The sequence below is a fragment of the Haloferax marisrubri genome, from assembly GCF_001469875.2.
GTDB classification, from domain to species: domain Archaea; phylum Halobacteriota; class Halobacteria; order Halobacteriales; family Haloferacaceae; genus Haloferax; species Haloferax marisrubri.
On sequence record NZ_LOPW02000017.1, the window covers coordinates 285,728 to 310,560 of the forward strand.

Here is a 24,833-nt window from a genome sequence, read left to right on the forward strand (position 1 = left end):
CGTCGTCGCCGTCGTCGCGCGCGCCGCTACTGCAAGTACGACGGGCTGTCCGTGTCGCAGTTCTCCTCGTGGGCCTCGGCGTCCGACTCCACGTCGAACAGCATCCCACACTCTTCGCACCGGTACCACGTCGCACCGTCTTTCTCCGTCGTGGTAACCATGCGTACTGTTACCGCGCCGTCCCGGAAAACGGTTACTCCGGGCGAACCCTCAAGGGTCGAGCGGCCGAACCGGAGGGTATGTCAGAAGATGGGGTGACGCTCGTCGTCCGCGCCGCGGAGAAACGCGACGCGGGCCGCGGCATCGCCCGCCTCCCCGAGGCCGCCCGCCGGGAACTCGGCGTGCTCAGCGGCGAGACGGTCGTCATCGAGGGCTCCCGAGAGACGGTCGCCAAGATGTGGCCCGCCCGCCCCGGCGCGAAAGCAGGAGAGATACTCGTCGACGCCGACACGCGGGCCAACGCCGGCGTGAAAATCGGCGACAGCGTCCGCGTCAGGAAGATAGCCGTCGAGGACGCGCGGTCGGTGACGCTCGCCGGACCCAGCGCCTTCGAGCGGACCAGCGTGGACCGCGAGACCATCGAGGAGGTCGTGAAGGCGGAGCTTCGGAACCGCCCGCTCCGCGAGGGCGACCGCGTCCGCGTCGAGCGACTCGGCGGGGCCGCCCTCGTCGTCAGCGAGACCAAACCGGAGGGCGTCGTCCGCGTCACCGACGCGACGACCGTCTCCGTGACGGCGAACAGTTCGAAGGGCGCGAGCGAGACCGTCCGCGACGCCGTCAAGAGCATGACCGGCGACGACGGCGACGGCGGGAGCCACGGCCGGGCGACCGGCGTCACCTACGAGGACATCGGCGGCCTCGACGACGAACTCGACCTCGTCCGCGAGATGATAGAGCTCCCGCTGTCCGAACCCGAGGTGTTCGCCCACCTCGGCATCGAACCGCCGAAGGGCGTGCTCCTCCACGGCCCGCCGGGAACGGGGAAGACCCTGATAGCGAAGGCCGTCGCCAACGAGGTCGACGCGAGTTTCACCACGATTTCGGGACCGGAGGTGCTGTCGAAGTACAAAGGCGAGTCCGAGGAGAAACTGCGCGAGGTGTTCCAGTCGGCCCGCGAGAACGCGCCGGCCATCATCTTCTTCGACGAAATCGACTCCATCGCGTCGAAGCGCGACGACGGCGGCGACCTCGAAAACCGCGTCGTCGGCCAACTGCTGTCGCTCATGGACGGACTCGACGCCCGCGGCGACGTGGTCGTCATCGGCGCGACGAACCGCGTCGACAGCCTCGACCCGGCGCTCCGCCGCGGCGGCCGCTTCGACCGCGAAATCGAAATCGGCGTCCCGAACGAGACGGGCCGCCGCGAGATTCTCGACGTGCACACCCGGCGGATGCCCCTCGCCGAGGACGTGGACATCGACCGACTGGCCTCCCGAACCCACGGCTTCGTCGGGGCCGACCTCGAATCGCTGGCCAAGGAGGCCGCGATGACCGCACTCCGGCGCGTCCGCCGCGAGGGCGGAAGTGGAAGCGGAAGCGAGGGCGGAGACGGGAGCGTCGCCGTCGCGGACATGACCGTCACGCGCGCCGACTTCGAGTCGGCGATGGCGACGGTCGAGCCCTCGGCGATGCGCGAGTACGTCGCCGAACAGCCGACCGAGGGCTTCGAGGGCGTCGGCGGTCTCGACGACGTGAAACGGACGCTCGAACGCGCGGTGACGTGGCCGCTGACCTACGCGCCGCTGTTCGAGGCGTCGTCGACCGACCCGCCGACCGGCGTGCTCCTCCACGGCCCGCCGGGGACCGGCAAGACGATGCTCGCCCGCGCCATCGCGGCCGAAAGCGGCGTCAACTTCATCCACGTCGCCGGCCCCGAACTGCTGGACCGCTACGTCGGCGAGTCCGAGAAGTCCGTCCGTGAGGTGTTCGACCGCGCCCGACAGGCCGCCCCGAGCATCGTCTTCTTCGACGAGATAGACGCCATCGCCACCGACCGCGACAGCGCCGGGTCGGACTCGGGCGTCACCGAACGCGTCGTCTCGCAACTCCTGACGGAGATGGACAACGCCGCCGACAACCCGAACCTCGTCGTCCTCGCGGCGACGAACCGCCGGGACGCGCTCGACCCCGCGCTCCTCCGCCCCGGTCGGCTGGAGACCCACGTCGAAGTTCCCGCCCCCGACATCGAGGCGCGCCGCGCCATCCTCGACGTGCACGTCCGAAACAAGCCGCTCGGAACCGACGTGGACCTCGGCGACGTGGCCGCACACATGGACGGCTACACCGGGGCCGACGTGGCCGCGGTCTGCCGCGAGGCCGCGCTCCGGGCGATTCAGGACGTGGCCGACGCCTACGATGGCACCGAGGCGAACGAGCACGCCGACGAGGTGCGCATCACCCGCGCGCACTTCGACGCGGCGCTGGAATCGGTCTCGCCGACGCAGGTCTGACGGACGGCGACCGCCGAGGAACGCCCGTTCCCGCTCACCTGCGAGATTATCTCGTTTCGCCGCGTACTGTGTTCTATGTTCACTCGCAACAGAGGCGTGTCGTGAACGCGGCGTGGCGTCGGAAGGTCCGACGGGAGTGGGACGCGCTCACCGGCGGCCCGCTGTCCGCGACGTGGTGGGTGACGAAGGCCGGCCTCCGGGTCGCGTTCGCCGAGGCGATGTTCATGTTTCTCGTGTTGCTGAACAACGACCCGAACGCGGTCTCGGCCGTCGCCGACGGCGAGGCCTCGGTGTTCTCGCTCGTCGCGGTCGTCCTCGGGTCGCCCGAGTACCTCGCCATCGCGGGCATCGTCTTCGCCGTCGCGCTGCTCCTCCCGTTCCTCCCGCGACGCAACGAGGCGACCAACCGCTGGGAGTAGGCCGTCGAGCGCGTGGGGAGAGACGGCCGGCGACGACCCCGCTCCCGAAGCGCCGCCGCGACCGACCCGGCTCACGCCAGTCGCGCTCGGTAGTAGCTCGACTCGGCGTTCGGGACGGTCACCTCGCGCACGTCGAGGCCCGCGTCGGCCGCGACCGCCCGGAGTCGGGCGGGCGAGACGAGAACGAAGTCGAGCGTCGGGCCGCGCAGGTCGCCGTATTCGACGCGGAACGTCCGCCGAGCGACGCCTTCCCGCGGGTCCGACTGGTAGCCGAAGAACTGTCCGGGGTCGATGCGCGTCGGGTCGTAGGAGTCCACGACGACCTCGCCGGTCGCCGAAACGAGGTCGGCGAACGACGCGAGCAGGTCGGCGAGTCGAGCCGGCGACCCCGCGAGGCCGACCTGCGTCCCGTTGGCGAGGACCGTCTCGAACCCGCCTGCCGACGACCCCGCTCGACTCGCTTCGACCGGTGGGTCGAACATGTCGCCGACGACCGCCGCCTCGACGCCGCGCTCGCGGGCCGCGCGCACCGCGTTCGGACTCACGTCGAAGGCGACGACCTCGCCGCGCGCCTGCACGGCGAGGGCGTGCTGACCCGCGCCGCACCCCACGTCGAGGACGGGCGTCCGAAGCGAATCGACGAACTCGCGCTTCGCGGCGGGCCACCGCTCGGACGGGACGAGATAGTTCTCGTAGATGTGCGCGTCGCCCGCGGCGGCTCCGGCGTCGTCGCCGGCGCGGTAGACGCACGGGGCGCGCAGACAGCCGCGAACCCGGTCCAACATCGCCAGTCCGAGAGCGTCGTCGGGCATGACGAGTCGTTCGTCGCCCTCGTGTAAATTATATTTAATGTGCCATACGGTGGCAATTAACAGAGATGGGAGAGCGTCAGTCCAGCCGGTCCAAGTCGCCGTGTCGCTCGCGGTTCATCACGTCCGCGACGAACAGTCGGACGCGTTTGTGGAGTTCCGCCTCGGTGTCGTACGTCTCGACACGGAGGTCCCAGCGGGCGCGAGCGCGACTATCGGGACGCCTACGCGTCCGAGTAGCAGCGTCGCGGGCGACCGCCGCGTCTCAGCCCGCACCCGTCTACTGCCGAAGCCGCCGCCTATTTGGCACTCGCTCGCACAGGCTGAAGCGATGTCCAATCTCCTCCCCGAGGAAGCAGAGGAAAAGCTCGTCACCGTCTGCCGCACGGCCGTCGGCGACAGCCTCCGCTCGCTCACGTACTTCAACCGCTTCGACTACGTGCAGGTGTACCTCCGCGAGGACCTCGAACAGGAGGCCGACCTGAACTCCTTTATCGGCAACGAGTGGCACGACTTCAAGATGACACAGGACGCCTACCGCGGGTCCGAACTCGGCGACTACGAGTACACGATTCGCGTGTTCGAAAACGGCTACCTCGTCCGCATCACCGTCGAGGACTTCGGCGTCTTCGTCACGACCGACGGCATCTCGATGCAGGACTTCGAGGCGCTGGCGGCCGCGACGACCGAGATTCTCGACGAGTGGGCCATCGAGGAGTAAGCGTCGAACCCGGAGTCGGCCCCGTCAGTCCCAGAACGACTGCGTCCGGGCGTACTCGCGCTCCCGTTCGAGGATGTCGCGGTAGAAGTCGTCTTCGTCCTCGCGGAGCTTGTTGATGATGCGCGCGGCGTTGTGCGGGCCGACGCCGCGGGCCGCGAGCGCGACGACCGCCCGCTTGCCGTGGGCCTGCACCAGACTCGCCGAGCGGTAGGCTCGCTTCGTCAGTCGCTCCTGTTCGTCGTCTTTCTCCGGTGCGCGGACGGCTTTCACCGTCTCGTCGTCCCACGGGTTGAGCGCGGCGACGCGGGTCGCGCCGCACTCGGGGCACGTCACGGGCTCGCGGACGCGCTTGACCTTCGTCTTCCGAGTCCAGTCCTTACAGTGGAGACACGCCAACAGCACGCGGTCGTTCTGAATCCGGTCGCGGACCGTCTCGATGACGCTCGCGTCGGCGTTCTCGGGGACGAGCAGGTCGGTTCCCGACCCGCGGCCGCCGGTGCCGATGGCGGTCGGTTCGCGGGCGACGGCGAGTTCCACGTCGCCGTCGCGGACGCGGCGGAGCAGTTCGACCGTCTCCTCGACGGCGAGGTCGGTGTGGAACACCTCGCGGACGGCCTCGTCGTAGACGGGCGTGTCTTCCAGCGCGGCGAGGAGGCGGTCGCCGCCGAAGCGGCCCTTCCCCTGATAGCGCTTGAGCGCGCCGAACTTCGCGGCCACCTGCGCGAGCGTGAACTTCAGCGAGTCCGACCGCTTGAGCGCGAGTTCGAGCAGGGCCTCGACGTGGTCGGGGTCGGTCTCGCGGAGCACCTCGGCGAACGTCGTCGGGCGGACCTTCCCCGGCACGTCGAACTCGATGCGGTAAGGGTCGACCTCCATGCCGACCGAGGAACCGGTCCGCTGGCCGATGAGCGCCGACAGGAGTCGCCCGAGCGTCTCGTTCACCCGGTGGCCGTACGGCGAGTTCAGCGTCACCTTCCGGGGCGAGCCTTCGAGGACGAGCCTGTTCGCGGTCGGAATCGGCGCGTCGGCCTCGACCTGTCTTTCGATGGGGCCGAGCGCCGACCGAACCGTGGCCTCGTCGGTCGGATAGCGCATGGCGATGTCGCGGGCGACGGCCTCGCGGTCGGCCCCGGACTCGAACTGCGGCGCGGCCACGTCGCGGAGTTCGCCCACCTCGCCGGCGACCGGCGCGGGCACCGGAATCTCCGAGCCGACCCACGACGGCACCTCGCCGCCGGGGTCCTCGATGGGCGAGACGTTCACCCGCGCCTCCTCGTCGTCCACGTCGTTGACGCGCCACATCTCGCCGCGCTGGATGAACGTCGCGCCCGGCGCGGCGAAGTTGAGGACGAACTTCTCGTCGAGCGTCCCGATCTGCCGGCGCGAGGAGATGTCGTGAACGTCGTAGGTCTCCTCGTCGGGTATCATCGAGAGGTTGGCGTAGAAGTACTGCCACGTGCCGCCGGACTTCTCGAGAAGGTCCTTGTCCTCGTCGAGCCAGAGGAGGTGGTTCCCCGACAGTTCGCGGACGACGGCGCGGAAGTCGTCCTCGTCGAGGTCGCGGAAGGGGTACGCCCGCGTGATAATCTCGTAGGCGCGGCGGGCCGACACGTCGCCGTAGTCCATGACGACGCCGACGATTTGGTTGGCGACGGTGTCGAGACTCCCGTGGTGGACGCGAGCGGGTTCGACCTCGCCGGAGACGGCCCGCCGGGCGATGGCGAGCGCTTCGAGCGTGTCGTCGGGGTGGTCGGTGACGACGGTCCCGCGGGAGACGACGCCCAAGCGGTGGCCCGCGCGGCCGACCCGCTGGAGGAGCCGCGACACCTCTCGGGGGCTGTTGTACTGGACGACGTGGTCCACCCGGCCCACGTCGATGCCGAGTTCCATCGACGACGTGCAGATGAGCGCGTCCAACTCGCCGGCCTTGAAGCGGTCTTCCACGTCGATTCGCACGTCCTTCGACAGCGAGCCGTGGTGGACCTCGATGGGGTCGCCGAGCGCTTTGAACCGCGAGCCGAGCGCCTCCGCGGTCTGTCTGGTGTTGACGAAGACGAGCACCGACTCGTGGTCGCGGACGATGTCTCGAATCGTCCGGACGTGGCTCGCTATCTCGGGGTCGGTAGCGAGTTTGCCGGCCAGCGCCTCGTCCTCGTTCGTCACCTCGGGGCGGACCACCTCGAACTCGACGCGGTTGTCCACGTCGACCTCGATGACCTCGAACGGGCGGTCGCCGGTCAGGAACTTCCCGACCTCGTCGGGCGACCCGACCGTCGCCGAGAGACCGATTCGCTGGAACGACCCGGCCAACTCGCGGAGGCGCTCCAGTCCGATTGTCAACTGCGCGCCGCGCTTGGCCGACGCGAGTTCGTGGACCTCGTCGACGACGACGTGGTGCACGTCCGACAGCGCCGTCCTGAGCTTCTTCCCCGTGAGCATCGCCTGCAGCGTCTCGGGCGTCGTCACCAGCACGTCCGGCGGGTCGTTCGCCTGCTTCTGGCGCTGGTACTGCGTGGTGTCGCCGTGGCGAACGTCGATGTCGATGTCGAGGTGTTCGCCCCACCAGTCGAGCCGCTGACGCATGTCGCGGTTCAGCGCCCGAAGCGGGGTGATGTAGAGCGCCGAAATCCCGAACCGGTCCTCGGCGTCGGCGATGGCCGAAAAGACCGGCAGCATCGCCGTCTCCGTCTTGCCGGTGCCCGTGGGCGCGATGATGAGGCCGTGTTTCCCGTCGGAAAGCGGGGGAATCGCCCGGCGCTGTGGCTCGGTGGGCGTCGTGAAGCCGCGCTCCGAGAGCGCGTTTCGAACGGGCGACGAGAGCGTCGCGAAGGCGTCCATTCCGGCGGCGGCCTCGCCGTCTGGCATCGCCCCAGATTACGGTTCGAGGCGATTAAGCGCACCGCTCGGGGCGGTCCCGACCGGGAGATTCATGTCGCCCACGAATCAATTTCGGGCGTGTCCCCGAAACGAGTCTACTGGTCCGCGTTCGTCGTCTTCGGGCTCTGTGCCGCCGTCGACGTCGCGCTCGACGTTTCGGCGGGAGGCGTAGGTATCAACACCGCGGCGGCGGCCGCGAGCGTGCTCGCGGTCGGCTACGCGTCGGTCGTCGCCCTCCGTGACCCCGAACGCGCTCAAGTCCCGTCAGACTGGGGCCCGCTCGTCTATCTCGTCATCGTCGGCGCGGCGCTCTACACGTTCGGCGTCGCCCTCCAACTGTACTCGGTGGTGACGTGACGCCCGAACGGTCGTTCTGGCTGTCGCAGGCGGGCTTTACCGCTGGAAACCTCTTCATGGTCCTCGGCAACCAACGGGGCGACCTCGCGGCGTGGCAACTGGGCTTCGCCGCGGTGTTGGTGCTCTCGACGCTCTGGTTCGTCGCCTACGCCGTTCGAGAGCGAGAACAGGGCGTGCCGGAGTTCTTCCGCGAGTGGACCGGCTGGCAGCGACTCGCCCGCGTGACGGGCGTCTCCGTGTTCGTGCTCGGTACGCTCACGTTCGTCTTCGCGTAGGCGGGGCGTGGGTTCTGCCGACCGCGACCACCGCGACGGCCTCGCTGCTCAGACGTTCCGATAGTCGCCCAGCCGCGTGCCGTCGAGCAGGTAGGCCTCGCCGTCCGCGAGGCCGTCGGGCAGGAACGGCGAGAGAAAGCCCTGTCCGGGGACGTTGACCCACGTCCCGCCCGAGGTGTCGTTGAAGGCCGGAAACACCACGAGTTCGGCGTCGTCTCGCGCGATTTCGGCGGGGTCGACCTCGTAGTGCTCCGCGAACACCTCGGGAGCGAGGGGGCCGCGAAGCCAGACGCGTTCTTTCCGCGCGCCGCCGACCTCGTCTTCCAGCCTGACCGCCGGATGTTCGTGGGCCGAACAGACCACGTCGGCGGCGAGCACCTCCCGCGAGGGCCACGTGTGGCCGTGGCAGAACCCCACGTCGCCGAGGCGGACGCCCGCGGGGTCGGTCACCTCCACGTCATCGCCGAAGAAGTCCGCGAGGCCGCCGTCGTGGTTTCCGGGCACGACCGTCAGTTCGGCGCGGTCGGCCACCGCGGCCGCGAGGTCGCGCAGTTCGTCGGCTTCGTCGCCTTTTGGGTCGCCGATGCGGTGGCCGAGGTCGCCGAGGACGACCAGTCGGTCGGCGTCGGTCCGGTCGAGAAGCGACAGCAGGCGCTCGCGGCGGACCGCGGCCTTCGACGGGAGTTCCACCCCGCGTTCGTACCGCAGGCCGGCCTCGATGCCGGCGTGGTAGTCGGCGACGACGAGCGAACGCTCGGGAAACCCGCGTCTGTTCGTCCGCGCTACCGCCGCGGGATGGCCAGGAATCGGTTCGACGAGCGGTCCGGGCACGGCCTCAGATGGCCTTCAGCACGCCGTCCTGCGGCTCGTAGCACCGACCGCCGAGAAGCGCCTCTTGGATGGCGTCTTCGACCGCGCCGGGGTCCGCGCCGTACTCGTCGACGACGGCGGCGACAACCTCGTCGCGGGTCGCGCCGTCGCCCCCGTCGAGGTCGTCCATGGCGTCCACGACGACCGATTCGAGGTCGATGTCCTCGGCGGACTCGCCGGCGTCGGCCTCGGTCTCGTCGTCACCGTCGGGCGTCGGCTCGGGTTCGGGTTCAGGCTCGGATTCCACGGCGGCGTCGGTCGCGGGCTCCGGTTCCAGCTCGGCCTCCGGGTCGGTGTCGGCGGGGTCGTCTTCGAGTTGCTCGGTGAGGTCGTCCGCGTCGGGCACGTCGATGTCCGCCTCGCCGGCGGGGTCGACGTCCGCGCCGGAGGTGAACTCCGTGCCGAACTCGGACTCGATTTCGGCCCGCTCGTCCTCGTCGAGTTCGTACATCCCGTCGGGATCGACCGAGTCGTCGGGGTCGGTGGACGCGGAGTCGGTCGAGTCGGTTCCCGCGTCGGTCGCCGCCTCGTCGACGCCGGCGGCCGACGCGTCAGCCTCGGGTTCGGTGTCGTCGAAACCGTCCTCGAAGTCGCCGAGCGTGCCGTCGTCGGAGCCGCCGAAGGTGTCGGTGTCGGCCGTATCCGCGTCGGTGGTGTCGTCTGCGAAGTCACCGAGCGCGCCGTCGTCGGCACCGGTATCGAAGTCGGGCTCCGAGTCGGTGTCGAACGAGTCGGACGCCGGTTCGGGTTCAGACGTGAGGTCGGGTTCCGCGGCGGGTTCCGGCTCTGCGTCAGGCTCGGGTTCCGCCACGGGTTCGGATTCGGCGTCGGCCGTCGTGGATGGCTCAGACGCCGGTTCCGGCTCGGACGCCTCCGGCTGGCTCTCGGTCGCGGCCGTCGTTTCGGCGGCGACTGGTTCGGGTTCGGGCTCGGGCTCGGATGCAGCCTCCGACTCGGAATCGGGTTCCGCGTCGGGCGTTGCGGCCGGTTCGGAATCGGATTCGGTCTCGAAAGCGTCCGATTCGGCCTCCGCCTCGGCCGCCTCAGCCTCCGGTTCGACGAGGTCGTCGCCGTCGTCAGCGTCCGTCTCGCTGACCTCGATATCGACGCTCTCGGCCGGTTCGAGGTCGAGTTCGGGGAGTGGGCCGAGGACCGCGTCGCCGCCGTCACCGGGGGCGACGTCGAGGCTGTCCACCTGGTCGCGGTCGCCCGCGACGAGTTCGAGCGCCTGCACGGCGACTTCGCGCAGGGCTTCGAGGTAGGTTCGGGTCGTCCCGTAGTGGTCGATGGCGCGGGGGACGCCCGCCGCGAGCGTCGAGTCCACGCCGCGGGCTTCGAGCGCGTGAGTCAGGTCGTCGCCGCGGTAGGACATCGACAGCGCCTCGTCGAACACCGCGATGCGGCGGAGCGTCGCCTCGGCGGCCGAGACGATCCAGCGGTCGCGCACGTCGGCGTCGACGGTGTTGACGCTCTCGGGGCGGACCGAGGAGTAGACCACGTCGGCGTCGTCCGGTTCGTACGTCCGGGCCTTGCCCGCGAGCGAGACGAACGCCGGGGGCGTCGCGCCGTCGAGGTAGGCCATCGGTTCCGGCTGGTACTGCCCGGCGTAGGTGACGAACGCGCCCGTCGGGTCCGCGATGCGCCCGCGGAGCACCTCGTCGTTGACGTGTTCGACCTCGGTGAGCACGCCCGCGACGAACGTCCGGTTGAGTCGCGCCCCGGTGGGCGTGACCACGTAGTTGGGCGCGCGCTCCTCGTCGCTCTCGGAGTACGACAGCGAGGCGTCGTCGAACTCGGCGGCGAAGACGCGGTAGGCGATTTCCCGCGTGCCGACGACCGGCGAGGCGCTCATGCGCGCACCTCCGTGAGGAGGGCGGCCGCGCGTTCGGCTGGGTCGTCGTCAGTCTCCTCGAACTCGTCGGCTTCGAGGTTCGCGCCGTACTCGTCCACCGAGAGGTTCCCGCGGACGCGGTACTCGCGGCCGACGAGCGTGTCGGCGATGTCGTCGGCGACGACCTCTTTGTCCATCGCCTCGCGGGCGGCCTCCATCGCGTCGGCCATCGTCCCGCCGTAGATTTCCTCGGTGAGGTCGCGGTCGAGGATGGCGGTCACCGTGCCGGTGCCGTCGTCGAGAATCGCCTTCACGCGCATGTCGTCCTCGCCGTCGACCTCGCCGTGCTGTCGGCACTGGCCGTTCTGGACGACGCGGCTACAGTCGGGACAGCGTTCGATGAGCCCGGAGCCGTCGCGCACTTCGAGGACGTTCCCGAGCACTTCCACGTCGAACATCCCGCCGGCATCGACGGCCTCGCCGATTTTCAGGCGGGGCGCGGAGTCGGTCACAGAAACGGGGTCGTCGAGGACCTCGAGCGTCGTGAACTCCGAGAGATTCACCTGCGGCACGCCGCGGAACTCGCGGACGTACACGTCTGAGAGACGCAGGCTCGCGCCCTCTTTCACGTCGGGGCGCGGTGCCCAGTCGGTGAAGGGGAGCCGGCCGGTCTCGTCGGCGACGACGCCCGAGAGGATTGTCGTCTCGCCGTTGCGGCCGTCGATGGTTCGCGAATCGACTTCGAGGACGCGGACCTCGACGGTTCGGCCGCGGTCGCCGGCCTGGAGGTCGATGAGGTCGGCCTCGCCGCCGATGCGGTCGTCGTAGGGCGTCTCGACCGTTTCGGACTCCACGCCGACCGTCGAGGACGCGCCGATGTTCAGTTCGGGCTTGCCGTCCCACTCGCGGACGCCGGCGTTGCCGATGACGACGGAGTCGCCCGGTTCGAAGCCGAAATCCTGCCACGCGGTGTAGGAGATGACGCCGGACTCGTCTGCGAGTTCTCCCTCGCGGATGGTCTGTTCGTCGCCCTGATAGACGATAGAACGAGTCCCCACGGTGAGCACGCGGACCGTCACGGAGACGTTGCCGCCGTCGGGGTCGATGTCGGCGATTCGCTTCGTCGAGGGCGCGCCGTCGCTCCCGCCGGAGCTTCCGCCGCCGTGTTTGCGGCGGACGCTCTGTTTCGCCTCGTCGATCGGGACGCTGTACTGCAGCAGGTTCTGCAGGTCGGATTTGACCTCCTCTTTGTCGACACCGAGGGCGGAGGCAAGCTCCTCGGCATGCTGGTCGAGTTCCATCGAGTCGGGATTCGCCCCCGTCGGATAAAAAGTGTTGCCGGGCGGCCGGGCGGGCGACCGGCCGCGGGCGAATCACTAAGTGCTCGCGTGCCAGTTGGACTCGTATGTCGAACGACGAGGCCCCGGACGCCGGCGACGCCGACGAGGAGGTCTCCTTCTCCGTGACTATCGAGGACGGCTGGACGACCATCGTGATGGAAGGCGACAAGGACACCGCGGTCGTCGTCCGCTCCGCGTCCGGCGAGCGAATCTACCTGCCGCCGGAGGGCTTCGACGCCGAGGCGGCGGCCGACAGCGCGTATCAGTCGTCGGACAGCCCCTACCAGTCGGCGTACGACTCGCCGTACCAGTCGGTCCAGACCGACGACTCGCCGTATCAGTCCGCCCGTGGCACGATGCCGCGAGAAGGGATGGTTCCGACCCGCGGTGGCTACCGGATTCGCCACCCCGAACCGGTGACCGACGTGCGCCTTCTCCGCTGAGCGCGGGCCGCCCGCGAGTGCCGACCGCCGAGTGCCGACTTTTCGCTTCGATGCCGCCCGCGTAGTTCCGTTCAGTTCGCGTCCGACTCGGCGGCGTCCGCGTCCCCGGCTTCGACTTCGTTTTCCGGACCGGCAGAGACGTCGGCGTCCCCGTCGAGGATGCTGTGGTAGTAGTCCACCGTCTCGTCGACGACCCGGTCCCACGTGTACGGTTCGTACTCGGGTTCTCCCTCCAACGAGAGGCCGTACTCGATGCCGTCGGCGATGGAGCGCGAGTCGGGTTCGACCTCGATGACGCAGTCGTCGGGGAGGACCTCCGCCGCGCCGCTCTCGGTGGCGACGACGCGGGTGCCCGTCGAGAGCGCCTCGACGATGGTGATGCCGAACGGCTCGGACAGCGACGGCGAGACGAACAGGTCCGCGGAGGCGTAGTAGTCGCCGAGCGCCTCCTCGGGGACGTAGCCGGCCCACTTGATGCGGTCTTCGACGCCGAGCAGTTCGGCGAAGCGCTTGAGTTGGGCGGTGAGGTGGCCCGACCCGCCCATGACGAGCGTCACGTCGTCGCGGGCGAGTTTCTCCATCGCGTAGACGAGATGCGAGATGCCCTTCTGGTCGGTGTGGCGGCCGACGAAGAACAGCATCTTCCCGTCGATGCCGAGTTCCTCCTTGAGGTCGCGACCCGTCGTCTCGCACTCGGAAAAGCCGTTGTAGATGACGTGGCAGTCGCCGCCGTACTCCCGTTTGACCTTGTCGGCGAGGAGTTCGCTCACCGCGAGCAGGTGGTCACAGCGCTCGGCGATGCGGCGCTCGGTCTCGACTTCCCGCTGCGGCGGGTCGATGTTGCGGTCAGACGAAAGCGAGTGGAACGTCGTCACCCACTCCACGTCCTCGTTGTTCGACTTCGCGCGCGACCCCGGTCCGTAGCCGAACCAGTCGTGCGTGTGGACGATGTCGGCGTCGGCGGCGCGCTCCGCGAACGTCTGTCCCAGCCGACCGATTCGGGTGATGATGTCACCCTCGCCCGTCGGGACACCCACGATTCCCTCGCGGTCCGGCGCGTACTCCGCGGGGAGCACGAGTTCGATGTCAACGTCCTCGCGGTCTTCGAGTCGCTCGAACATCTCGCCGACGTGCGTGTCGAGCCCGCCGCTGACGTTCGGCGGAAACCCCCACCCCAGCATCAGGACCTTGGCAGTCATAGATGACACAATGTACCACAGAGGCCTATTTAATTCCTGTCCGGCAATACTGTGACGACACCTCACCGAAAGGCGTTTTCGCCGCGGCGACGACCCGCGAGTATGCACGTCCACGTCAACGCCGCCGCGAGCCTCGACGGCAAGTTCTCGTCTCGCCGCCGCGAGCAGGTGATGATAAGCGGCGACGACGACTTCGCCCGCGTGGACGAGATTCGCGCGGCCGCCGACGCCGTCGCCGTCGGGGTCGGGACCGTCCTCGCCGACGACCCGCACCTCACGCTCGACGCCCCGGACCTCGTCGCGGCCCGCGAGAACCGGGGCGACCCGTCGCACCCCGCCCGCGTCGTCGCCGACTCGCGCGCCCGGACCCCGACCGACGCCCGGATTCTGGACGACGTAGCGACGACGTACGTGCTCGTCTCCGAGGCCGCGCCGGCCGACCGCCGCGAGGCGCTCGAATCCGCCGGCGCGGAACTCGTCGTCGCGGGCGCGGAGCGGGTGTCGCTCCCCGACGCCTTCGATGCGCTCGAAACCCGTGGCATCGACCGGCTCATGGTGGAGGGCGGTGGGGAACTCATCTTCTCGCTGTTCGAGGCCGGCCTCGTCGACGAACTCACCCTCTACGTCGGCTCGATGGTCATCGGCGGCCGCGACGCGCCGACGCTCGCCGACGGCGAGGGCTTCGTCACCGACTTCCCCAGACTGTCGCTCCGCGACGTGGAGCGGGTCGACGACGGGGTGCTCCTTACGTACGACTGCTGAGCCTCGACTCCCGAATCCGGCCGTTTTCGCCGCGAACGCGGAGTTTCGCGGTCGTGCACCGACACGCAAACAGGCGCAATGGGTAAGAGTGTCGCGCCGATACGTGGTGGTATGAGCACTCCGAAGACAACCGATGCGCCCGTCCACGTCGAGAGTTCGGACCACCTCGACGAACTCATCGCCGACAACGCGGTCGTCCTCGTGGACTACCACGCCGAGTGGTGCGGCCCCTGTAAGATGCTCGAACCCACCGTGGAGGAAATCGCCGAGGAGACCGACGCCGTCGTCGCCAAGGTCGATATTGACGAACTCCAAGAGCTGGCCCGCGAGCAGGGGATTCGCAGCGTCCCGACCCTGCAGTTCTACGCCGGCGGCGAGCAGGTCAAAGAGGTCATCGGCGTCCAGAGCAAAGAGGACCTCGTCGACATCATCGACGCCGCCGCGTAAGCCGGCGTCCGCTCCGCTCGGTCCTATTCTCCGTTTTTCTCTCACGGCGAGCGACGGTGCGGCGCGCGCTCGCGGCGGCGGCGCTCGTGGGGATGAGTCGGTCGAAAAGCGATGTCAGAAGACGGCTCAGAAGGGCGCGTCGGACACGTCGGGTTCGAGCCCCGCGCCCGAGTCGTCGTCGTAGAAGCCGCCGGTCGAGGCGTGAACCGCGTCTATCTCCTCGAACTCGGCGACCATGCGCGACTTCAGCGCCTGAATCGTCATCGGCGAGATGCCGCATCCTGAACACGCGCCGGTGAGGGAAATCCACACCTCGCCGGTCTCCTTGTCGATGGCCTCGATACCCGCGTCGCCGCCGTGCATCTCGATTTGGGGGAAGTTCCGCCGCATGAACAGGTCGAGCCGTTCTTCGAGGGACTTCTCCGACGCCTGCGAACTCATACGGAGACGTGGGGTGCGGGCGAGCATAACGATTGCTCCGAACGAGGTCGCGGCGAATTTCGCGAGACGCTGTCGGGGAGTCGGTCGGCGAGGGCTTTTTACCACGGAGAGAGTATCGGAACCTATGATTTCACTCGACGAGGCAGTCACGGCCCGCCTGGAATCTCACGGCGCGCGGTTCGAGGTGCTCATCGACCCCGACGCGGCGCTTTCGATAAAGCGCGGTGAGTTCGACGGTGACCTCGAGGAGGTCATCGCCGCCGAGGACGTGTTCGAGGACGCCTCCCGCGGCGACCGCCCCGCCGAGAACGACCTCGAGAAGGTCTTCGGAACGACCGACCCGATGGAGATAATCCCCGAGGTCGTCAAGAAAGGGGAGATTCAGATTACGGCCGAACAGCGCCGCGAGATGCAAGAACAAAAGCGCAAGTCGCTCATCAACCGCATCGCCCGCAACGCGGTCAACCCGCAGATGAACGACTCGCCGCACCCGCCGGAGCGAATCGAGCGCGCGCTCGAAGAGGCCGGCTTCAAAATCGACCCGATGGAACCCGTCGAGTCGCAGGTCGACGACGCGCTCGACGCGCTCCGACCCGTGTTGCCCATCAAGTTCGCCGAGGTCACCGTCGCCGTCCAACTCCCGGCCGAGTACGCCGGGAGCGGGCAGGCGCAGATTCGGAGCTACGGCGACCTCGAACGCGAGGAGTGGCAGAGCGACGGCTCGTGGGTCGGCGTCATCACGTTCCCCGCGGGGATGCAAAACGACTTCTACGACAAGGTGAACAACATCACGAGCGGCACGGCCGAGACGCGCATCGTCAAGGACGAAGACGAACTCTGAGGCGGTCGGCACGCAGTCGCGCGGTTATCCCTTCTTGAAGCCGACGAGGAAGCCGCCGGAGAAGCCGGCGGAGATAGACAGCGTCGAGAGAACCGTCGAAATCCAGTCCGGCGGCGCGCCGGTCGCGGCGTCCTGCGTGGCGCTCACGAGGCCGCCGGTGAGACGCTCCCAGTCGACGGTGATGATGCCCCGCGATTCGAGGAACTTGAACACGGCGAGTTCGAGGCCGACGATGACGGCGATGAGTTTCGCGATTTTCTTGGCCGCGAAGCCGATGATGCCGCCGATGACGGCCCCGCTCCCGAACTCGATGCCGAGCTGCTGCGGGTCGATGCTCAGTTGTAAGGGGTCCATACGGCGAACATCCCGCCCGTCGGTATAAGTGATTTGTGGGGAGACTGTCGTCGTCACCGAACTGTCAGGTCGCGCCCGGGCAACCTACAAGAGTCCCGGCGTCCAAACGCGGCCATGGAACGGGAGGTGACGGGACGCCATCTCGACGCGTGACCCCGGCCGAGCGGGGCTTAAGTGCCTCCGGCGGCTAGTACCGACTGACACAGTGCAGGCTACGTACCCCACAATCGAGGTGCGGCGATGAGTCGCGTCGTCGTCGCGAAGCGCGTCGACCGCGGAGACGCCGACCTCACGGAGATTTCCGACCTCGCCCGCGCCGCGGGCTACGAAGTGGTCGGCGAACTCACCCAGACCCGCGAGGAGGACGCCGCGTTCCACTTCGGCGAAGGGAAAGTCGGCGAGTTAGCGTCGCTTGTCGTGCGCGAGGACGCCGCCGCCGTCGTGTTCGACAACCGGCTGGGCCCCTACCAGACGTACAACATCGCCCAGAAGCTCCCGGACGACGTGGAGGTCATCGACCGCTTCACGCTCATCCTCGAAATCTTCGGCCAGCGGGCGAACACCCGCAAGGCGCAGTTGCAGGTCGAACTCGCCGAGCTACGCTACGAACTGCCGCGCGCCGAGGCGAAGGCGTCGCTGGCGAAGCGCGACGAGCGCCCCGGCTTCATGGGCCTCGGCGAGTACGACGAGAGCCGCGAACAGGACATCAAGGCCCAGATTTCGCGCATCAAGAACGAACTGGACGCCATCGCGGACAAAGAGGAGACCCGGCGCGAACAGCGCCGCGAGTCCGGCTTCGACCTCGTGGCCCTCGCGGGCTACACGAACGCCGGGAAGTCGACGCTGATGCAGCGGCTCGCCGCCGACCTCGAAGTCGGCCAGAACGACGACCTCCACCCGGACCTCGACCCGACCGCCGAGTCCCAAGACAAGCTGTTTACGACCCTCGGGACGACCACGCGCCGCGCCGAGACGGGCAAGCGAGACGTGCTTCTCACCGACACGGTCGGGTTCGTCTCTGACCTCCCCCACTGGCTCGTCGAGTCGTTCAAGTCCACGCTCGATTCGGTCTACCGGGCCGACCTCGTGTTGCTCGTCGTGGACGCCTCCGAGCCCATCGAGGAGATGCGCGAGAAACTCGTCACCAGCCACGACACGCTCTACGAGCGCAACGAAGCGCCCATCGTGACCGTGTTCAACAAGGTGGACAAGGTCGCGGCCGAGGAACTCGAAGAAAAGCGCGCGGCGCTGTCGGCGCTCGCGCCGAACCCCGTCGCCGTCTCGGGGCTGACCGGCGAGAACGTCGAGGAACTGGCCGCCCGCGTCGAGGACGAACTGCCCGCGTGGAAGCACGAGCGCCTCCTGTTGCCGATGGCAGACGACACGATGAGCCTCGTCTCGTGGCTCTACGACCACGCCCACGTCGAGACCGAGGAGTACGAGGGCGAACAGGTCCACATCGAGTTCGAGGCTCGCCCCGCCATCGTGGAGAAGGCCCGGGCGAAGGCGTCCGACCTCTCCGTGCCGGCCGACTCGGCCTGACTCGCGTCACGCACGCCGGGTCCACCGAGACGCGACCGGACCCGACTCAGTCGAGCGTCTCTTTTTCCTTCGTGACGACCTCCACGTCGGAGATACGCGTCCCCGGATACTGGCCGTCGTCGTCTTTCTCCGCGGCCTTCACCATGTCCCAGACGACGTTGAGGCCGGTCGTCACGCCCTCTAACGCCTCCATCTCACAGCCCGTCTTCCCGGTCGTCCCGACCGTCACGGACAGCGTGACCGACTCGTCTGCCACCTCGAACTCGGTGTCGACGTTCGTGATGGGAATCTGGTGGCACATCGGAATCGTCTCCCACGTGTGTTTGACGGCCTGAATCGCGCCGATTCGGGCGGTCGCCAACACGTCGCCCTTCCCGATTTCGTCGTCGCGGATGGCCCGGACCGTCGAGGCGCTGAGGTGGATGGTCCCGCGGGCGACCGCCCGGCGACGACTGTCGGGTTTCGCGCCCACATCGACCATCTGGACGTTGCCCTCCTCGTCGACGTGGGTCAGGTCGCTGTCATCGCCGTCGGCTGACTCACCGCGGTCGCGTTCGTCGCTCATTCGTCGTCACCTCGCAGAGCCGCGGGCAGTCGTTCGAGCAAGTCGGTGGCGACGAGGCCGCCGCCGAACGCCTCGGCGGCGAGGTCGCCCGCGCGGCCGTTCGCGTAGGCCGCGACGGCGGCGGCGTCGAGCGGGGGCAAGACGGCCGCGAGCGCGCCGGTCGCGCCCGCCAGCACGTCGCCGGTGCCGCCGACGGTCATGCCGGGGTTCCCGGTCCGGTTGACGCGGACCGCGTCGCCGTCGGAGACCACGTCGTACGCGCCCTTCACGAGGAGCGTGTGCCCGAGGTCGGCGGCGAACTCGCGGACGAGGTCGCTTCGGGTCTCCCAGTCGGCGTCGGTCTCGCCGCCCATCTTCGCCAACTCGCCCTGATGGGGCGTACAGATGAGGGTCGCCTCGGTGTCCACCTCGGGGACGACCTGTAGCGCGTCGGCGTCCACGACGGCGGTCCCGTCGTAGGCGGCGAGGAACTCGCGGACCGCGTCGAGGGACTCGTCGGCGTCGCCGAGGCCGGGGCCGAAGACGACCGCGTCGCGGTCGTCGGCGAAATCGAGGAGGCTGGGCACGTGTTCGGGCGTGAGTCGGTCGCCCGAGAAGCCGCGGACGATGAGGTTCTCCGAGTAGCCCTGCACCTCGCGGGAGACGGCCTCGGGGCAGGCGATGCGGGCGAGGTCCGCGCCGGCTCTGAGGGCCGACTGCGCGGCGAGCGCGGGCGCGCCGGTGTACGGACCGCCGCCGACGACGAGCACGTCGCCGTGGTCACCCTTGTGGCTCTGGGCGTCGCGGTCGAGCGCGAGCAGGTCGCCGGGACCGGTGAACAACTCGGCCGCCTCGGGGATTCCGATGTCGGCGACGACGACCTCGCAGTCGAGGTCGCCGAGACCGGGCTTGTCGTCGTGGAAGGTGACGACCCGGTCGGCGTCGACCGCGAGTCCCGCCGCGTCGCCGGTGTCGGCATCGACGCCGGAGGGCACGTCCACCGCGAGGACGGCCGCAGACGACTCGTTGATGGCGCTTGCGGCCGTCGCCTCGGGTTCGCGGAGCGCGCCGGTGACGCCGGTGCCGAGCATCGCGTCCACGACGAGGTCCGGGTCGCCGAGGTCGAAGGCGGCCGAGTCGGTGACGGTCCGCCGGTCGGCCTCGCCCGCGACGAGCGCGTCCCAGTTCTCGCGGGCGATGTCGGTCGAAATCGTCTCGGGGCGACCGAGCAGGTGGACGGTCACGTCGTACGCCTTCAGGAACCGCGCGGCGACGAGCGCGTCGCCGCCGTTGTTGCCGCGCCCGGCGACGATTGCGACCGACGCGCCGGGCTCCGCGAGGTCGCGGCAGGCCCGCGCGACGGCGTTCCCGCTCGACTCCATGAGCTGTTTCCGCGGCACGCCGAGCGCCTCGGCGTTCAGGTCGACCGCGGCCATGCGTCGACTCGTAATCATACGCCCCCGTTGGCCCGGGGCCGCGTTAACACATGTGGTCGCGGGTCGGATTCGCAACGTTTGACACGGCGGCGACTGAATCCGAGGTAGTGACTCGCCGCCTCTTCGGAACTCTCTGCGGACTCGTCTTCCTCGTCAACTTCGGCCGCGTCGCGTTCCCGCCGCTCGTCGAGACGCTCCAGACGCAGTTCTCGGTCGGCCCGGCCACCATCGGCGTCGTGACGAGCCTCGTCTGGCTCGGGACCGCCATCCCGCGCATCCCCGTCGGCTACCTCCTCACGCGCGTCTCGCGGTCGAAGGTCGTCCTCGGCTCGGGCACGCTGCTCGTCGTCGCCGCGGCGTTCACCGCGAGCGCGACGTCGGTGCTGACGCTCCAAATCGGCGCGTTCGGTCTCGGCCTCGCCTCGGGCGCGTACTTCGTCTCCGCGACCCCGCTCGTCGGCGAACTGTTCCCCGAGCGCGTCGGCCGCATGGTCGGCATCCACGGCGCGGCCAGTCAGGTCGCCGCCGTCGTCGCCGCGCCCGTCGTCGTCTTCATCCTCGCGTCGTACTCGTGGCGCGAGACGTTCTGGGTGCTGGCGGCCGCCGGCGCGCTCGTGACGCTCCTCCTCTACGCCGTCTCCCGAGACGGGAGCGCGGGGGCCGGCACGGGCGCTGACCGCGACTTCTCCGCCGCGCTCGGCCACTGGAAACTCATCCTCACGGGCATCCTCCTCATCGCGCCCGCGGGGTTCGTCTGGCAGGGCCTGTTCAACTTCCTCGTGTCGTACATGACGCAGGCGAAGGCGTTCGACGCCGCCACCGCGAGCACGATGCTCACCATCGTCTTCGCGGCCGGCGTCCCCGCGTTCTCGCTGTCGGGCCGCCTCGCGGACAACCTCCCGCACGTCCCATACATCTTCGGCCTGCTCGTCGCCTTTATCGGCGCGCTCGTCGCGCTGACGTACGCGCAGGGCTTCGTCGCCGTCGCCGTCGTCGTCGCGGTGCTCGGCTACGTCATCCACAGCCTGTTTCCCGCGCTGGACACGTTCATGCTCTCGTCGCTCCCCAGCGACGCCCGCGGGAGCGCCTACGCCGTGTTCAGCGGCGCGGCGCTCCTCTTGGAGGCCAACGGGAGCGGCGCGGTCGGCTTCCTGACGGAGGCGAACTACGCCTTCGAGGCGGTCTTCAGAACGCTCGCCGGGGGACTCGCGGTGTTCGTCGCCGCGCTTGCGGTCCTCTACGCGGTGAATCGACTGCCGGGCGTCGATCGGACCGACCCGTCGAGCGCCTGACTCCCGAAACGGTTTACTTCCCGCCCCGAAATGTCGATTGTATGTCAGGGTTGCTGCCGTCCGACGGAACCGTCGATACGAGCGACGAGACCGCCCCGCGGGTCCATTGGCTCGACGACGACGAGACGGAGCAACTCCTCGGAAGCCTCTCTTGTGACACCGCCCGCGACCTGCTCTCGTGTCTACAGGACTCGCCGGCGACGGCGACCGAACTCTCGGCGCGGGTCGAGACCTCCGTCCAGAACGCCCGCCACCACCTCGGGAACCTCATCGACGCCGACCTCGTCCACGTCGCCGGCACCCGCTACTCCGAGAAGGGCCGCGAGATGAAGGTGTACGCCGCCGCGGGCGCGCCGTTCGTCGTCTGCGTCGGCGGCGACGGCGGCGACCGCGAGGCCTTCACCGAGGCCATCGCCTCCTTCCTCGAATAGCGCCGACGGCCCCGGCGCTCACGTTCGCGCGAACGTTCAAGTACGGGAACGCGGCCAGTCACCGACACCCCTATGGCCGTCGCAACTGGACCACAGAGCGTGACCTGGCAGGAGGTGTTCGGCCACCCGGAGGCGTACCCGGAGCAGGCCGACGGAATCGAGACCGCGATACAGACCGCCCGAGACGACGGCTTCGCCGTCGTGGAGGGCGCGTGCGGGACCGGCAAGACGATGCTCGCGCTCACCGCCGGCATCGAACTCGTCCGCGACCCCGACTCCGACTACGAGCGCGTCTTCGTCCTCACGAGCGTCAAGCAACAGCTCCGGCAGTTCGAGGCCGACCTCCGAACCATCAACGAGAACCTCCCGACCGACTGGAAACCCGTCTCGGGGCTCACGCTCGTCGGCAAGTCCGACGTGTGTCCCTACAGCCGCGAGGGCTGTGGCGGCATCGACGACTCGACCGTCTACGACCGCTGTGAGGGCCTCCGCGACCGGACCCGCGGGCTCGTCGGTGACGGCGGCCGGACCAGCGCCGAGGCCCTCGCCAAGGACGCCCGCGAGCAACAGACCGGCCTCCTCGACACCGGTTCGACGACCGCGGGCCCGAACTACCTCGAAACCGCGGGCGACCCGACGCCGTACCCGAAGTCGATGCCGGAGTACGAGGACGTGGAGTACTGCCCCTTTTACGCGAACTTCCTCGCGGACCTCCCCGAAGACGGCGACCCAATCGAGGCCGTCCCCTTCGACTTCGACGACAAAGGGCTCATCGCGACCGAGGACCTCGTCTCGCTGGCCGCTGGCGCGGGGTCGTGTCCCCACTCCGTGATGGGCGCGCTGTTGCCCCACGTCGAGGTCGTCGTCGGCAACTACTACCACGCGTTCGACCCGACGACCGTCGGCACGTTCACCGGCGCGCTCGTCGACGACTCGACGTTCGTCATCTGCGACGAGGCGCACATGCTCGAACCCCGCGTCCGCGACCTCGTCTCCGTCGGTGTCGGCGACCGGACGCTCCGCGACGCCGAAAGCGAGTTCACGCGCGTCATCCAGCCCGTGAAGTTCGACGACGCCGGCAAGTCCACCGTCGACGCCGAACTCGTCCGCGGAGAGCTACAGGAGGCCGACGTGACGCTCCGCGAACTGGAGGAGACCCGGGACTTCATCCGCGACCTCCGCGAGGAACTCGACCGCCGCGTGACCGCGCACCTCGACCGCGAGTACGTCGGCTGGCGCGCCGACCTCACCGAACTCGACGACGAGGAACTCCCCCTGCGCGACCCCGAGGAGCCCGGCGTCGACGAACTCACCGAGTGGGCGGACGACAACGGCCACGACGAGGGGACGTGGGTCCGCGCCGAGGCGACCGGCTCGGCGGTCGCCCGCATCCTCGACTCGGTGGAGGAAGACGACAAGCGCCGGGCCGCCCCCGCGGCGGGCCGGGCGCTGGCGACGTGGGCTTACGCGGACCACGAGAAGCACTTCCGCGAAATCGAACTCGAACGGACGTGGGACGAGATGGAGCCGCCGGAGTCGTGGCGGCGCGCCTACAACGCCCGGCTGTCGGTCCACAACTGCGTCCCCGGCGAGGCCATCGCCGAGCGCCTCGGCGACTTCGGCGGCGGCGTCCTCATGAGCGCGACGCTCGAACCCATCGACGTGTTCCGGCGCGTGACCGGCCTCGACGCCCTCGCCGACGACGGTCGCCCGGTGGCAGAGCGGACGTTCGGCCTCGGCTTCCCCGAGTCGAACCGCGCGAGCTTCGCCGTCGACGTGCCGAAGTTCACCCACAGCAACCGCGGGCCGCCCGGCGAGGAAAACGAGACGCGGCTCGCGTACACCGACGCCGCCGTCGAGGTGTGCGAGCGGTCGCCGGGCAACGTCCTCGTCGGGATGCCGAACTACGCCGAGGCCGAGTGGATGGCGGGCGCGCTCGAAGCCCGTGTGGGCAAGCCCGTCCTCCTCGACGAGTCGTCCGACGACGGGGCCACGGAGCGGCTCAAGCGCGACTTCTTCGGCGGCGAGGGGAAAGTGCTCGTGACGAGCCTCCGCGGCACGCTCACCGAGGGCGTCGATTACAGCGGCGACAAGCTCTCGGCCGCCGTCGTCTGCGGCGTCCCGCTCATCAACACGTCGTCGCCGCGGACCCGCGCGGTGAAGACGGCCTACGACCGCGAGTTCGGAAACGGGTTCGAGACCGCACTCACGGTGCCCGCGGTGCGAAAGGCGCGACAGGCAATCGGCCGCGTCATCCGCGGCACCGACGAGGTCGGCGTCCGCGTCTTCGTGGACGCCCGGTACGCCCGCGACTCGTGGAACGGCGTCCGCGACTACCTGCCGGCACAGGAGCGCGAGGAGTTCAGACCCGTCAGTCCGGACATGCTCGGCTTCGGTCTCGACCAGTTCTGGTCGTCGGTCGAGTAGTCGCGCGAGGTGTCCGCCCCGCGGGCGACCGTCAGAAAGGAGCTACCGCTCGTCGTCCCACGCGTCCCGGCAGTCGTCGTCGCAGAAGTGCCGGGCCTGTACGGCACCGTCTTCGACCCACGTGACGACGCGGTGCGTCGGATTGTTCGCAATCGGCTCCCCGCACGTCGCGCAGGTCGGGGCGTCTTCTGGGTCTACGTTCTCTTCCAAATCGGACGTGGGATCGACCATCGACACCCAGATGGCGGTCCCGGGCACTTCAACCCGTCTCCGCCGGCAGAAGTCGCCCGACGGGGCGGTAACCCCCGCGGAACTGTGGAATCCACACTCACTCGGGGGGAACCGCGGCTATGTATCACTCCGTACTCCCACTTGGTGCAACGTTTTGTAACCAACGGGTATTGTCAATCACTACCACACTTAGTGAAGGTTATGTAATCACGGTCGCGTTTGTATACGTGACGGCGAATGTCCGAATTGCCCGCCTCTCAGGATTCGGTTGCAGGGACTGTTGACCGCACCGGCGCGGATACCACCGGGGATTGCCTTCTCCATAGTGTCGTCGTCACCTATCGAGGGGGCCCCGACCAAGTGACCGTCTACCCCCGGCGCGACAGTTGCTGCGACCAGATGGAGGCGTGGTTGACAGCCGACGCCGACGCGTTCATCTCGCTCGACGAGATGTGCTGAGTCGCCGAGGCCGACGCGGTCGCCGCGCACCCGAT

The 24,833-nt window shown here is 69.0% G+C and carries 26 protein-coding genes and 1 pseudogene; 14 read left to right on the plus strand and 13 right to left on the minus strand.

The window, feature by feature from the left end:
* Positions 1–26: 26 nt before the first annotated feature.
* A complete protein-coding gene (locus AUR65_RS20470) occupies positions 27–161 on the minus strand; it encodes a DUF7128 family protein (RefSeq protein ID WP_058567391.1) in 135 nt (44 codons plus the stop codon).
* A 78-nt stretch (positions 162–239) separates the two neighbouring features.
* Here AUR65_RS20470 and AUR65_RS13670 point away from each other — a divergent pair, with 78 nt between their 5' ends.
* The gene (locus AUR65_RS13670; RefSeq protein ID WP_058567392.1) at positions 240–2,450 is read left to right on the plus strand and encodes a CDC48 family AAA ATPase; all 2,211 of its coding nucleotides are present in this window, start codon (positions 240–242) and stop codon (positions 2,448–2,450) included.
* A gap of 101 nt (positions 2,451–2,551) precedes the next feature.
* The gene (locus AUR65_RS13675; RefSeq protein WP_058567393.1) at positions 2,552–2,869 is read left to right on the plus strand and encodes a hypothetical protein; all 318 of its coding nucleotides are present in this window, start codon (positions 2,552–2,554) and stop codon (positions 2,867–2,869) included.
* Positions 2,870–2,940: 71 nt separating this feature from the next.
* Here the strand turns inward: AUR65_RS13675 and AUR65_RS13680 are convergent, their stop codons facing one another.
* Both AUR65_RS13680 and AUR65_RS20610 read right to left on the minus strand, forming a co-directional pair.
* A complete protein-coding gene (locus tag AUR65_RS13680) occupies positions 2,941–3,681 on the minus strand; it encodes a class I SAM-dependent methyltransferase (RefSeq protein ID WP_058567394.1) in 741 nt (246 codons plus the stop codon).
* 76 nt (positions 3,682–3,757) lie between these two features.
* Positions 3,758–3,886, minus strand: a pseudogene (locus tag AUR65_RS20610) (DUF7509 family protein); the annotation flags it as partial.
* A 123-nt stretch (positions 3,887–4,009) separates the two neighbouring features.
* Between AUR65_RS20610 and AUR65_RS13685 the strand changes: the two are divergent.
* On the plus strand, positions 4,010–4,399 hold the full coding sequence (locus AUR65_RS13685) for a DUF7522 family protein (protein ID WP_004043606.1): 390 nt from the start codon (positions 4,010–4,012) through the stop codon (positions 4,397–4,399).
* A 24-nt stretch (positions 4,400–4,423) separates the two neighbouring features.
* On the opposite strand, the gene AUR65_RS13690 is transcribed toward AUR65_RS13685, so the two are convergent.
* On the minus strand, positions 4,424–7,264 hold the full coding sequence (locus AUR65_RS13690; protein WP_058567395.1) for a DEAD/DEAH box helicase: 2,841 nt from the start codon (positions 7,262–7,264) through the stop codon (positions 4,424–4,426).
* Positions 7,265–7,354: 90 nt separating this feature from the next.
* On the opposite strand from AUR65_RS13690, the gene AUR65_RS13695 reads away from it, so the two are divergent.
* Positions 7,355–7,633, plus strand: a complete 279-nt coding sequence (locus tag AUR65_RS13695; RefSeq protein WP_058567396.1) for a hypothetical protein — start codon at positions 7,355–7,357, stop codon at positions 7,631–7,633.
* The gene (locus AUR65_RS13700) at positions 7,630–7,908 is read left to right on the plus strand and encodes a hypothetical protein (protein ID WP_058567397.1); all 279 of its coding nucleotides are present in this window, start codon (positions 7,630–7,632) and stop codon (positions 7,906–7,908) included. Before AUR65_RS13695 ends, AUR65_RS13700 begins: the two co-directional genes overlap by 4 nt.
* Before the next feature lie 48 nt (positions 7,909–7,956).
* On the opposite strand, the gene AUR65_RS13705 is transcribed toward AUR65_RS13700, so the two are convergent.
* Genes AUR65_RS13705 through AUR65_RS13715 form a run of 3 tightly spaced genes read right to left on the minus strand, consistent with a single transcriptional unit; the run spans position 7,957 to position 11,910 of the window.
* Positions 7,957–8,739, minus strand: a complete 783-nt coding sequence (locus tag AUR65_RS13705) for a metallophosphoesterase (protein ID WP_058567398.1) — start codon at positions 8,737–8,739, stop codon at positions 7,957–7,959.
* Positions 8,740–8,743: 4 nt separating this feature from the next.
* Complete coding sequence (locus AUR65_RS13710) at positions 8,744–10,630, minus strand: hypothetical protein (protein WP_058567399.1); 1,887 nt, start codon at positions 10,628–10,630, stop codon at positions 8,744–8,746.
* Complete coding sequence (locus AUR65_RS13715; RefSeq protein ID WP_058567400.1) at positions 10,627–11,910, minus strand: Single-stranded DNA binding protein; 1,284 nt, start codon at positions 11,908–11,910, stop codon at positions 10,627–10,629. Before AUR65_RS13715 ends, AUR65_RS13710 begins: the two co-directional genes overlap by 4 nt.
* Before the next feature lie 104 nt (positions 11,911–12,014).
* Here AUR65_RS13715 and AUR65_RS13720 point away from each other — a divergent pair, with 104 nt between their 5' ends.
* The gene (locus AUR65_RS13720; RefSeq protein WP_058567401.1) at positions 12,015–12,392 is read left to right on the plus strand and encodes a DUF7510 family protein; all 378 of its coding nucleotides are present in this window, start codon (positions 12,015–12,017) and stop codon (positions 12,390–12,392) included.
* Positions 12,393–12,463: 71 nt separating this feature from the next.
* Here the strand turns inward: AUR65_RS13720 and AUR65_RS13725 are convergent, their stop codons facing one another.
* On the minus strand, positions 12,464–13,573 hold the full coding sequence (locus AUR65_RS13725; protein ID WP_058567402.1) for a glycosyltransferase family 4 protein: 1,110 nt from the start codon (positions 13,571–13,573) through the stop codon (positions 12,464–12,466).
* Positions 13,574–13,693: 120 nt separating this feature from the next.
* Between AUR65_RS13725 and AUR65_RS13730 the strand changes: the two genes are divergently transcribed.
* Together AUR65_RS13730 and trxA are read left to right on the plus strand one after the other, a co-directional pair.
* The gene (locus AUR65_RS13730) at positions 13,694–14,353 is read left to right on the plus strand and encodes a 2,5-diamino-6-(ribosylamino)-4(3H)-pyrimidinone 5'-phosphate reductase (protein WP_058567403.1); all 660 of its coding nucleotides are present in this window, start codon (positions 13,694–13,696) and stop codon (positions 14,351–14,353) included.
* Between the two features lie 111 nt (positions 14,354–14,464).
* Positions 14,465–14,800, plus strand: a complete 336-nt coding sequence (gene trxA, locus AUR65_RS13735) for a thioredoxin (RefSeq protein WP_058567404.1) — start codon at positions 14,465–14,467, stop codon at positions 14,798–14,800.
* 126 nt (positions 14,801–14,926) lie between these two features.
* Here trxA and AUR65_RS13740 read toward each other — a convergent pair whose 3' ends face one another.
* The gene (locus AUR65_RS13740; protein ID WP_058567405.1) at positions 14,927–15,241 is read right to left on the minus strand and encodes a NifU family protein; all 315 of its coding nucleotides are present in this window, start codon (positions 15,239–15,241) and stop codon (positions 14,927–14,929) included.
* Between the two features lie 124 nt (positions 15,242–15,365).
* Between AUR65_RS13740 and AUR65_RS13745 the strand changes: the two genes are divergently transcribed.
* Complete coding sequence (locus AUR65_RS13745) at positions 15,366–16,082, plus strand: ribosome assembly factor SBDS (protein WP_058567406.1); 717 nt, start codon at positions 15,366–15,368, stop codon at positions 16,080–16,082.
* A 24-nt stretch (positions 16,083–16,106) separates the two neighbouring features.
* Here AUR65_RS13745 and AUR65_RS13750 read toward each other — a convergent pair whose 3' ends face one another.
* On the minus strand, positions 16,107–16,436 hold the full coding sequence (locus AUR65_RS13750) for an FUN14 domain-containing protein (protein ID WP_004043593.1): 330 nt from the start codon (positions 16,434–16,436) through the stop codon (positions 16,107–16,109).
* 240 nt (positions 16,437–16,676) lie between these two features.
* Between AUR65_RS13750 and hflX the strand changes: the two genes are divergently transcribed.
* Entirely contained in the window at positions 16,677–17,978 is a 1,302-nt protein-coding gene (gene hflX, locus AUR65_RS13755; protein ID WP_058567407.1) for a GTPase HflX, read from the plus strand.
* A gap of 46 nt (positions 17,979–18,024) precedes the next feature.
* Here the strand turns inward: hflX and moaC are convergent, their stop codons facing one another.
* Both moaC and AUR65_RS13765 read right to left on the minus strand, forming a co-directional pair.
* Positions 18,025–18,543, minus strand: a complete 519-nt coding sequence (gene moaC, locus AUR65_RS13760; protein ID WP_058567408.1) for a cyclic pyranopterin monophosphate synthase MoaC — start codon at positions 18,541–18,543, stop codon at positions 18,025–18,027.
* Positions 18,540–19,976 (minus strand): NAD(P)H-hydrate dehydratase, encoded by a 1,437-nt coding sequence (locus tag AUR65_RS13765; RefSeq protein ID WP_269844098.1) that lies wholly within the window; start codon positions 19,974–19,976, stop codon positions 18,540–18,542. The genes moaC and AUR65_RS13765 overlap by 4 nt, the downstream gene beginning before the upstream one ends.
* Before the next feature lie 89 nt (positions 19,977–20,065).
* On the opposite strand from AUR65_RS13765, the gene AUR65_RS13770 reads away from it, so the two are divergent.
* The 3 genes from AUR65_RS13770 to AUR65_RS13780 all read left to right on the plus strand — a co-directional run bounded on the left by AUR65_RS13770 (position 20,066) and on the right by AUR65_RS13780 (position 24,108).
* Positions 20,066–21,250, plus strand: coding sequence for an MFS transporter (locus AUR65_RS13770; protein WP_058567409.1), 1,185 nt, complete (start codon positions 20,066–20,068; stop codon positions 21,248–21,250).
* Between the two features lie 41 nt (positions 21,251–21,291).
* The gene (locus AUR65_RS13775; protein WP_058567410.1) at positions 21,292–21,681 is read left to right on the plus strand and encodes an ArsR/SmtB family transcription factor; all 390 of its coding nucleotides are present in this window, start codon (positions 21,292–21,294) and stop codon (positions 21,679–21,681) included.
* 72 nt (positions 21,682–21,753) lie between these two features.
* Positions 21,754–24,108 (plus strand): ATP-dependent DNA helicase, encoded by a 2,355-nt coding sequence (locus AUR65_RS13780; protein WP_058567411.1) that lies wholly within the window; start codon positions 21,754–21,756, stop codon positions 24,106–24,108.
* 42 nt (positions 24,109–24,150) lie between these two features.
* Here the strand turns inward: AUR65_RS13780 and AUR65_RS13785 are convergent, their stop codons facing one another.
* Complete coding sequence (locus AUR65_RS13785) at positions 24,151–24,339, minus strand: DUF7576 family protein (protein WP_058567412.1); 189 nt, start codon at positions 24,337–24,339, stop codon at positions 24,151–24,153.
* 237 nt (positions 24,340–24,576) lie between these two features.
* Between AUR65_RS13785 and AUR65_RS20615 the strand changes: the two genes are divergently transcribed.
* Positions 24,577–24,798: a DUF7511 domain-containing protein gene (locus tag AUR65_RS20615; RefSeq protein ID WP_058567413.1), complete on the plus strand. Its 222-nt coding sequence runs from the start codon at positions 24,577–24,579 to the stop codon at positions 24,796–24,798.
* The last annotated feature ends 35 nt before the right edge of the window (positions 24,799–24,833 follow it).

What these genes read in the sequence shown, in the direction of transcription:
- AUR65_RS20470 (WP_058567391.1), bottom strand. Translation starts at nt 161, where the DNA reads ATGGTTACCACGACGGAGAAAGACGGTGCGACGTGGTACCGGTGCGAA.
- AUR65_RS13670 (WP_058567392.1), top strand. Translation starts at nt 240, where the DNA reads ATGTCAGAAGATGGGGTGACGCTCGTCGTCCGCGCCGCGGAGAAACGC.
- AUR65_RS13680 (WP_058567394.1), bottom strand. Translation starts at nt 3,681, where the DNA reads ATGCCCGACGACGCTCTCGGACTGGCGATGTTGGACCGGGTTCGCGGC.
- AUR65_RS13685 (WP_004043606.1), top strand. Translation starts at nt 4,010, where the DNA reads ATGTCCAATCTCCTCCCCGAGGAAGCAGAGGAAAAGCTCGTCACCGTC.
- AUR65_RS13690 (WP_058567395.1), bottom strand. Translation starts at nt 7,264, where the DNA reads ATGCCAGACGGCGAGGCCGCCGCCGGAATGGACGCCTTCGCGACGCTC.
- AUR65_RS13710 (WP_058567399.1), bottom strand. Translation starts at nt 10,630, where the DNA reads ATGAGCGCCTCGCCGGTCGTCGGCACGCGGGAAATCGCCTACCGCGTC.
- AUR65_RS13715 (WP_058567400.1), bottom strand. Translation starts at nt 11,910, where the DNA reads ATGGAACTCGACCAGCATGCCGAGGAGCTTGCCTCCGCCCTCGGTGTC.
- AUR65_RS13720 (WP_058567401.1), top strand. Translation starts at nt 12,015, where the DNA reads ATGTCGAACGACGAGGCCCCGGACGCCGGCGACGCCGACGAGGAGGTC.
- AUR65_RS13725 (WP_058567402.1), bottom strand. Translation starts at nt 13,573, where the DNA reads ATGCTGGGGTGGGGGTTTCCGCCGAACGTCAGCGGCGGGCTCGACACG.
- AUR65_RS13730 (WP_058567403.1), top strand. Translation starts at nt 13,694, where the DNA reads ATGCACGTCCACGTCAACGCCGCCGCGAGCCTCGACGGCAAGTTCTCG.
- trxA (WP_058567404.1), top strand. Translation starts at nt 14,465, where the DNA reads ATGAGCACTCCGAAGACAACCGATGCGCCCGTCCACGTCGAGAGTTCG.
- AUR65_RS13740 (WP_058567405.1), bottom strand. Translation starts at nt 15,241, where the DNA reads ATGAGTTCGCAGGCGTCGGAGAAGTCCCTCGAAGAACGGCTCGACCTG.
- AUR65_RS13745 (WP_058567406.1), top strand. Translation starts at nt 15,366, where the DNA reads ATGATTTCACTCGACGAGGCAGTCACGGCCCGCCTGGAATCTCACGGC.
- AUR65_RS13750 (WP_004043593.1), bottom strand. Translation starts at nt 16,436, where the DNA reads ATGGACCCCTTACAACTGAGCATCGACCCGCAGCAGCTCGGCATCGAG.
- hflX (WP_058567407.1), top strand. Translation starts at nt 16,677, where the DNA reads ATGAGTCGCGTCGTCGTCGCGAAGCGCGTCGACCGCGGAGACGCCGAC.
- moaC (WP_058567408.1), bottom strand. Translation starts at nt 18,543, where the DNA reads ATGAGCGACGAACGCGACCGCGGTGAGTCAGCCGACGGCGATGACAGC.
- AUR65_RS13765 (WP_269844098.1), bottom strand. Translation starts at nt 19,976, where the DNA reads ATGATTACGAGTCGACGCATGGCCGCGGTCGACCTGAACGCCGAGGCG.
- AUR65_RS13775 (WP_058567410.1), top strand. Translation starts at nt 21,292, where the DNA reads ATGTCAGGGTTGCTGCCGTCCGACGGAACCGTCGATACGAGCGACGAG.
- AUR65_RS13780 (WP_058567411.1), top strand. Translation starts at nt 21,754, where the DNA reads ATGGCCGTCGCAACTGGACCACAGAGCGTGACCTGGCAGGAGGTGTTC.
- AUR65_RS13785 (WP_058567412.1), bottom strand. Translation starts at nt 24,339, where the DNA reads ATGGTCGATCCCACGTCCGATTTGGAAGAGAACGTAGACCCAGAAGAC.
- AUR65_RS20615 (WP_058567413.1), top strand. Translation starts at nt 24,577, where the DNA reads ATGTCCGAATTGCCCGCCTCTCAGGATTCGGTTGCAGGGACTGTTGAC.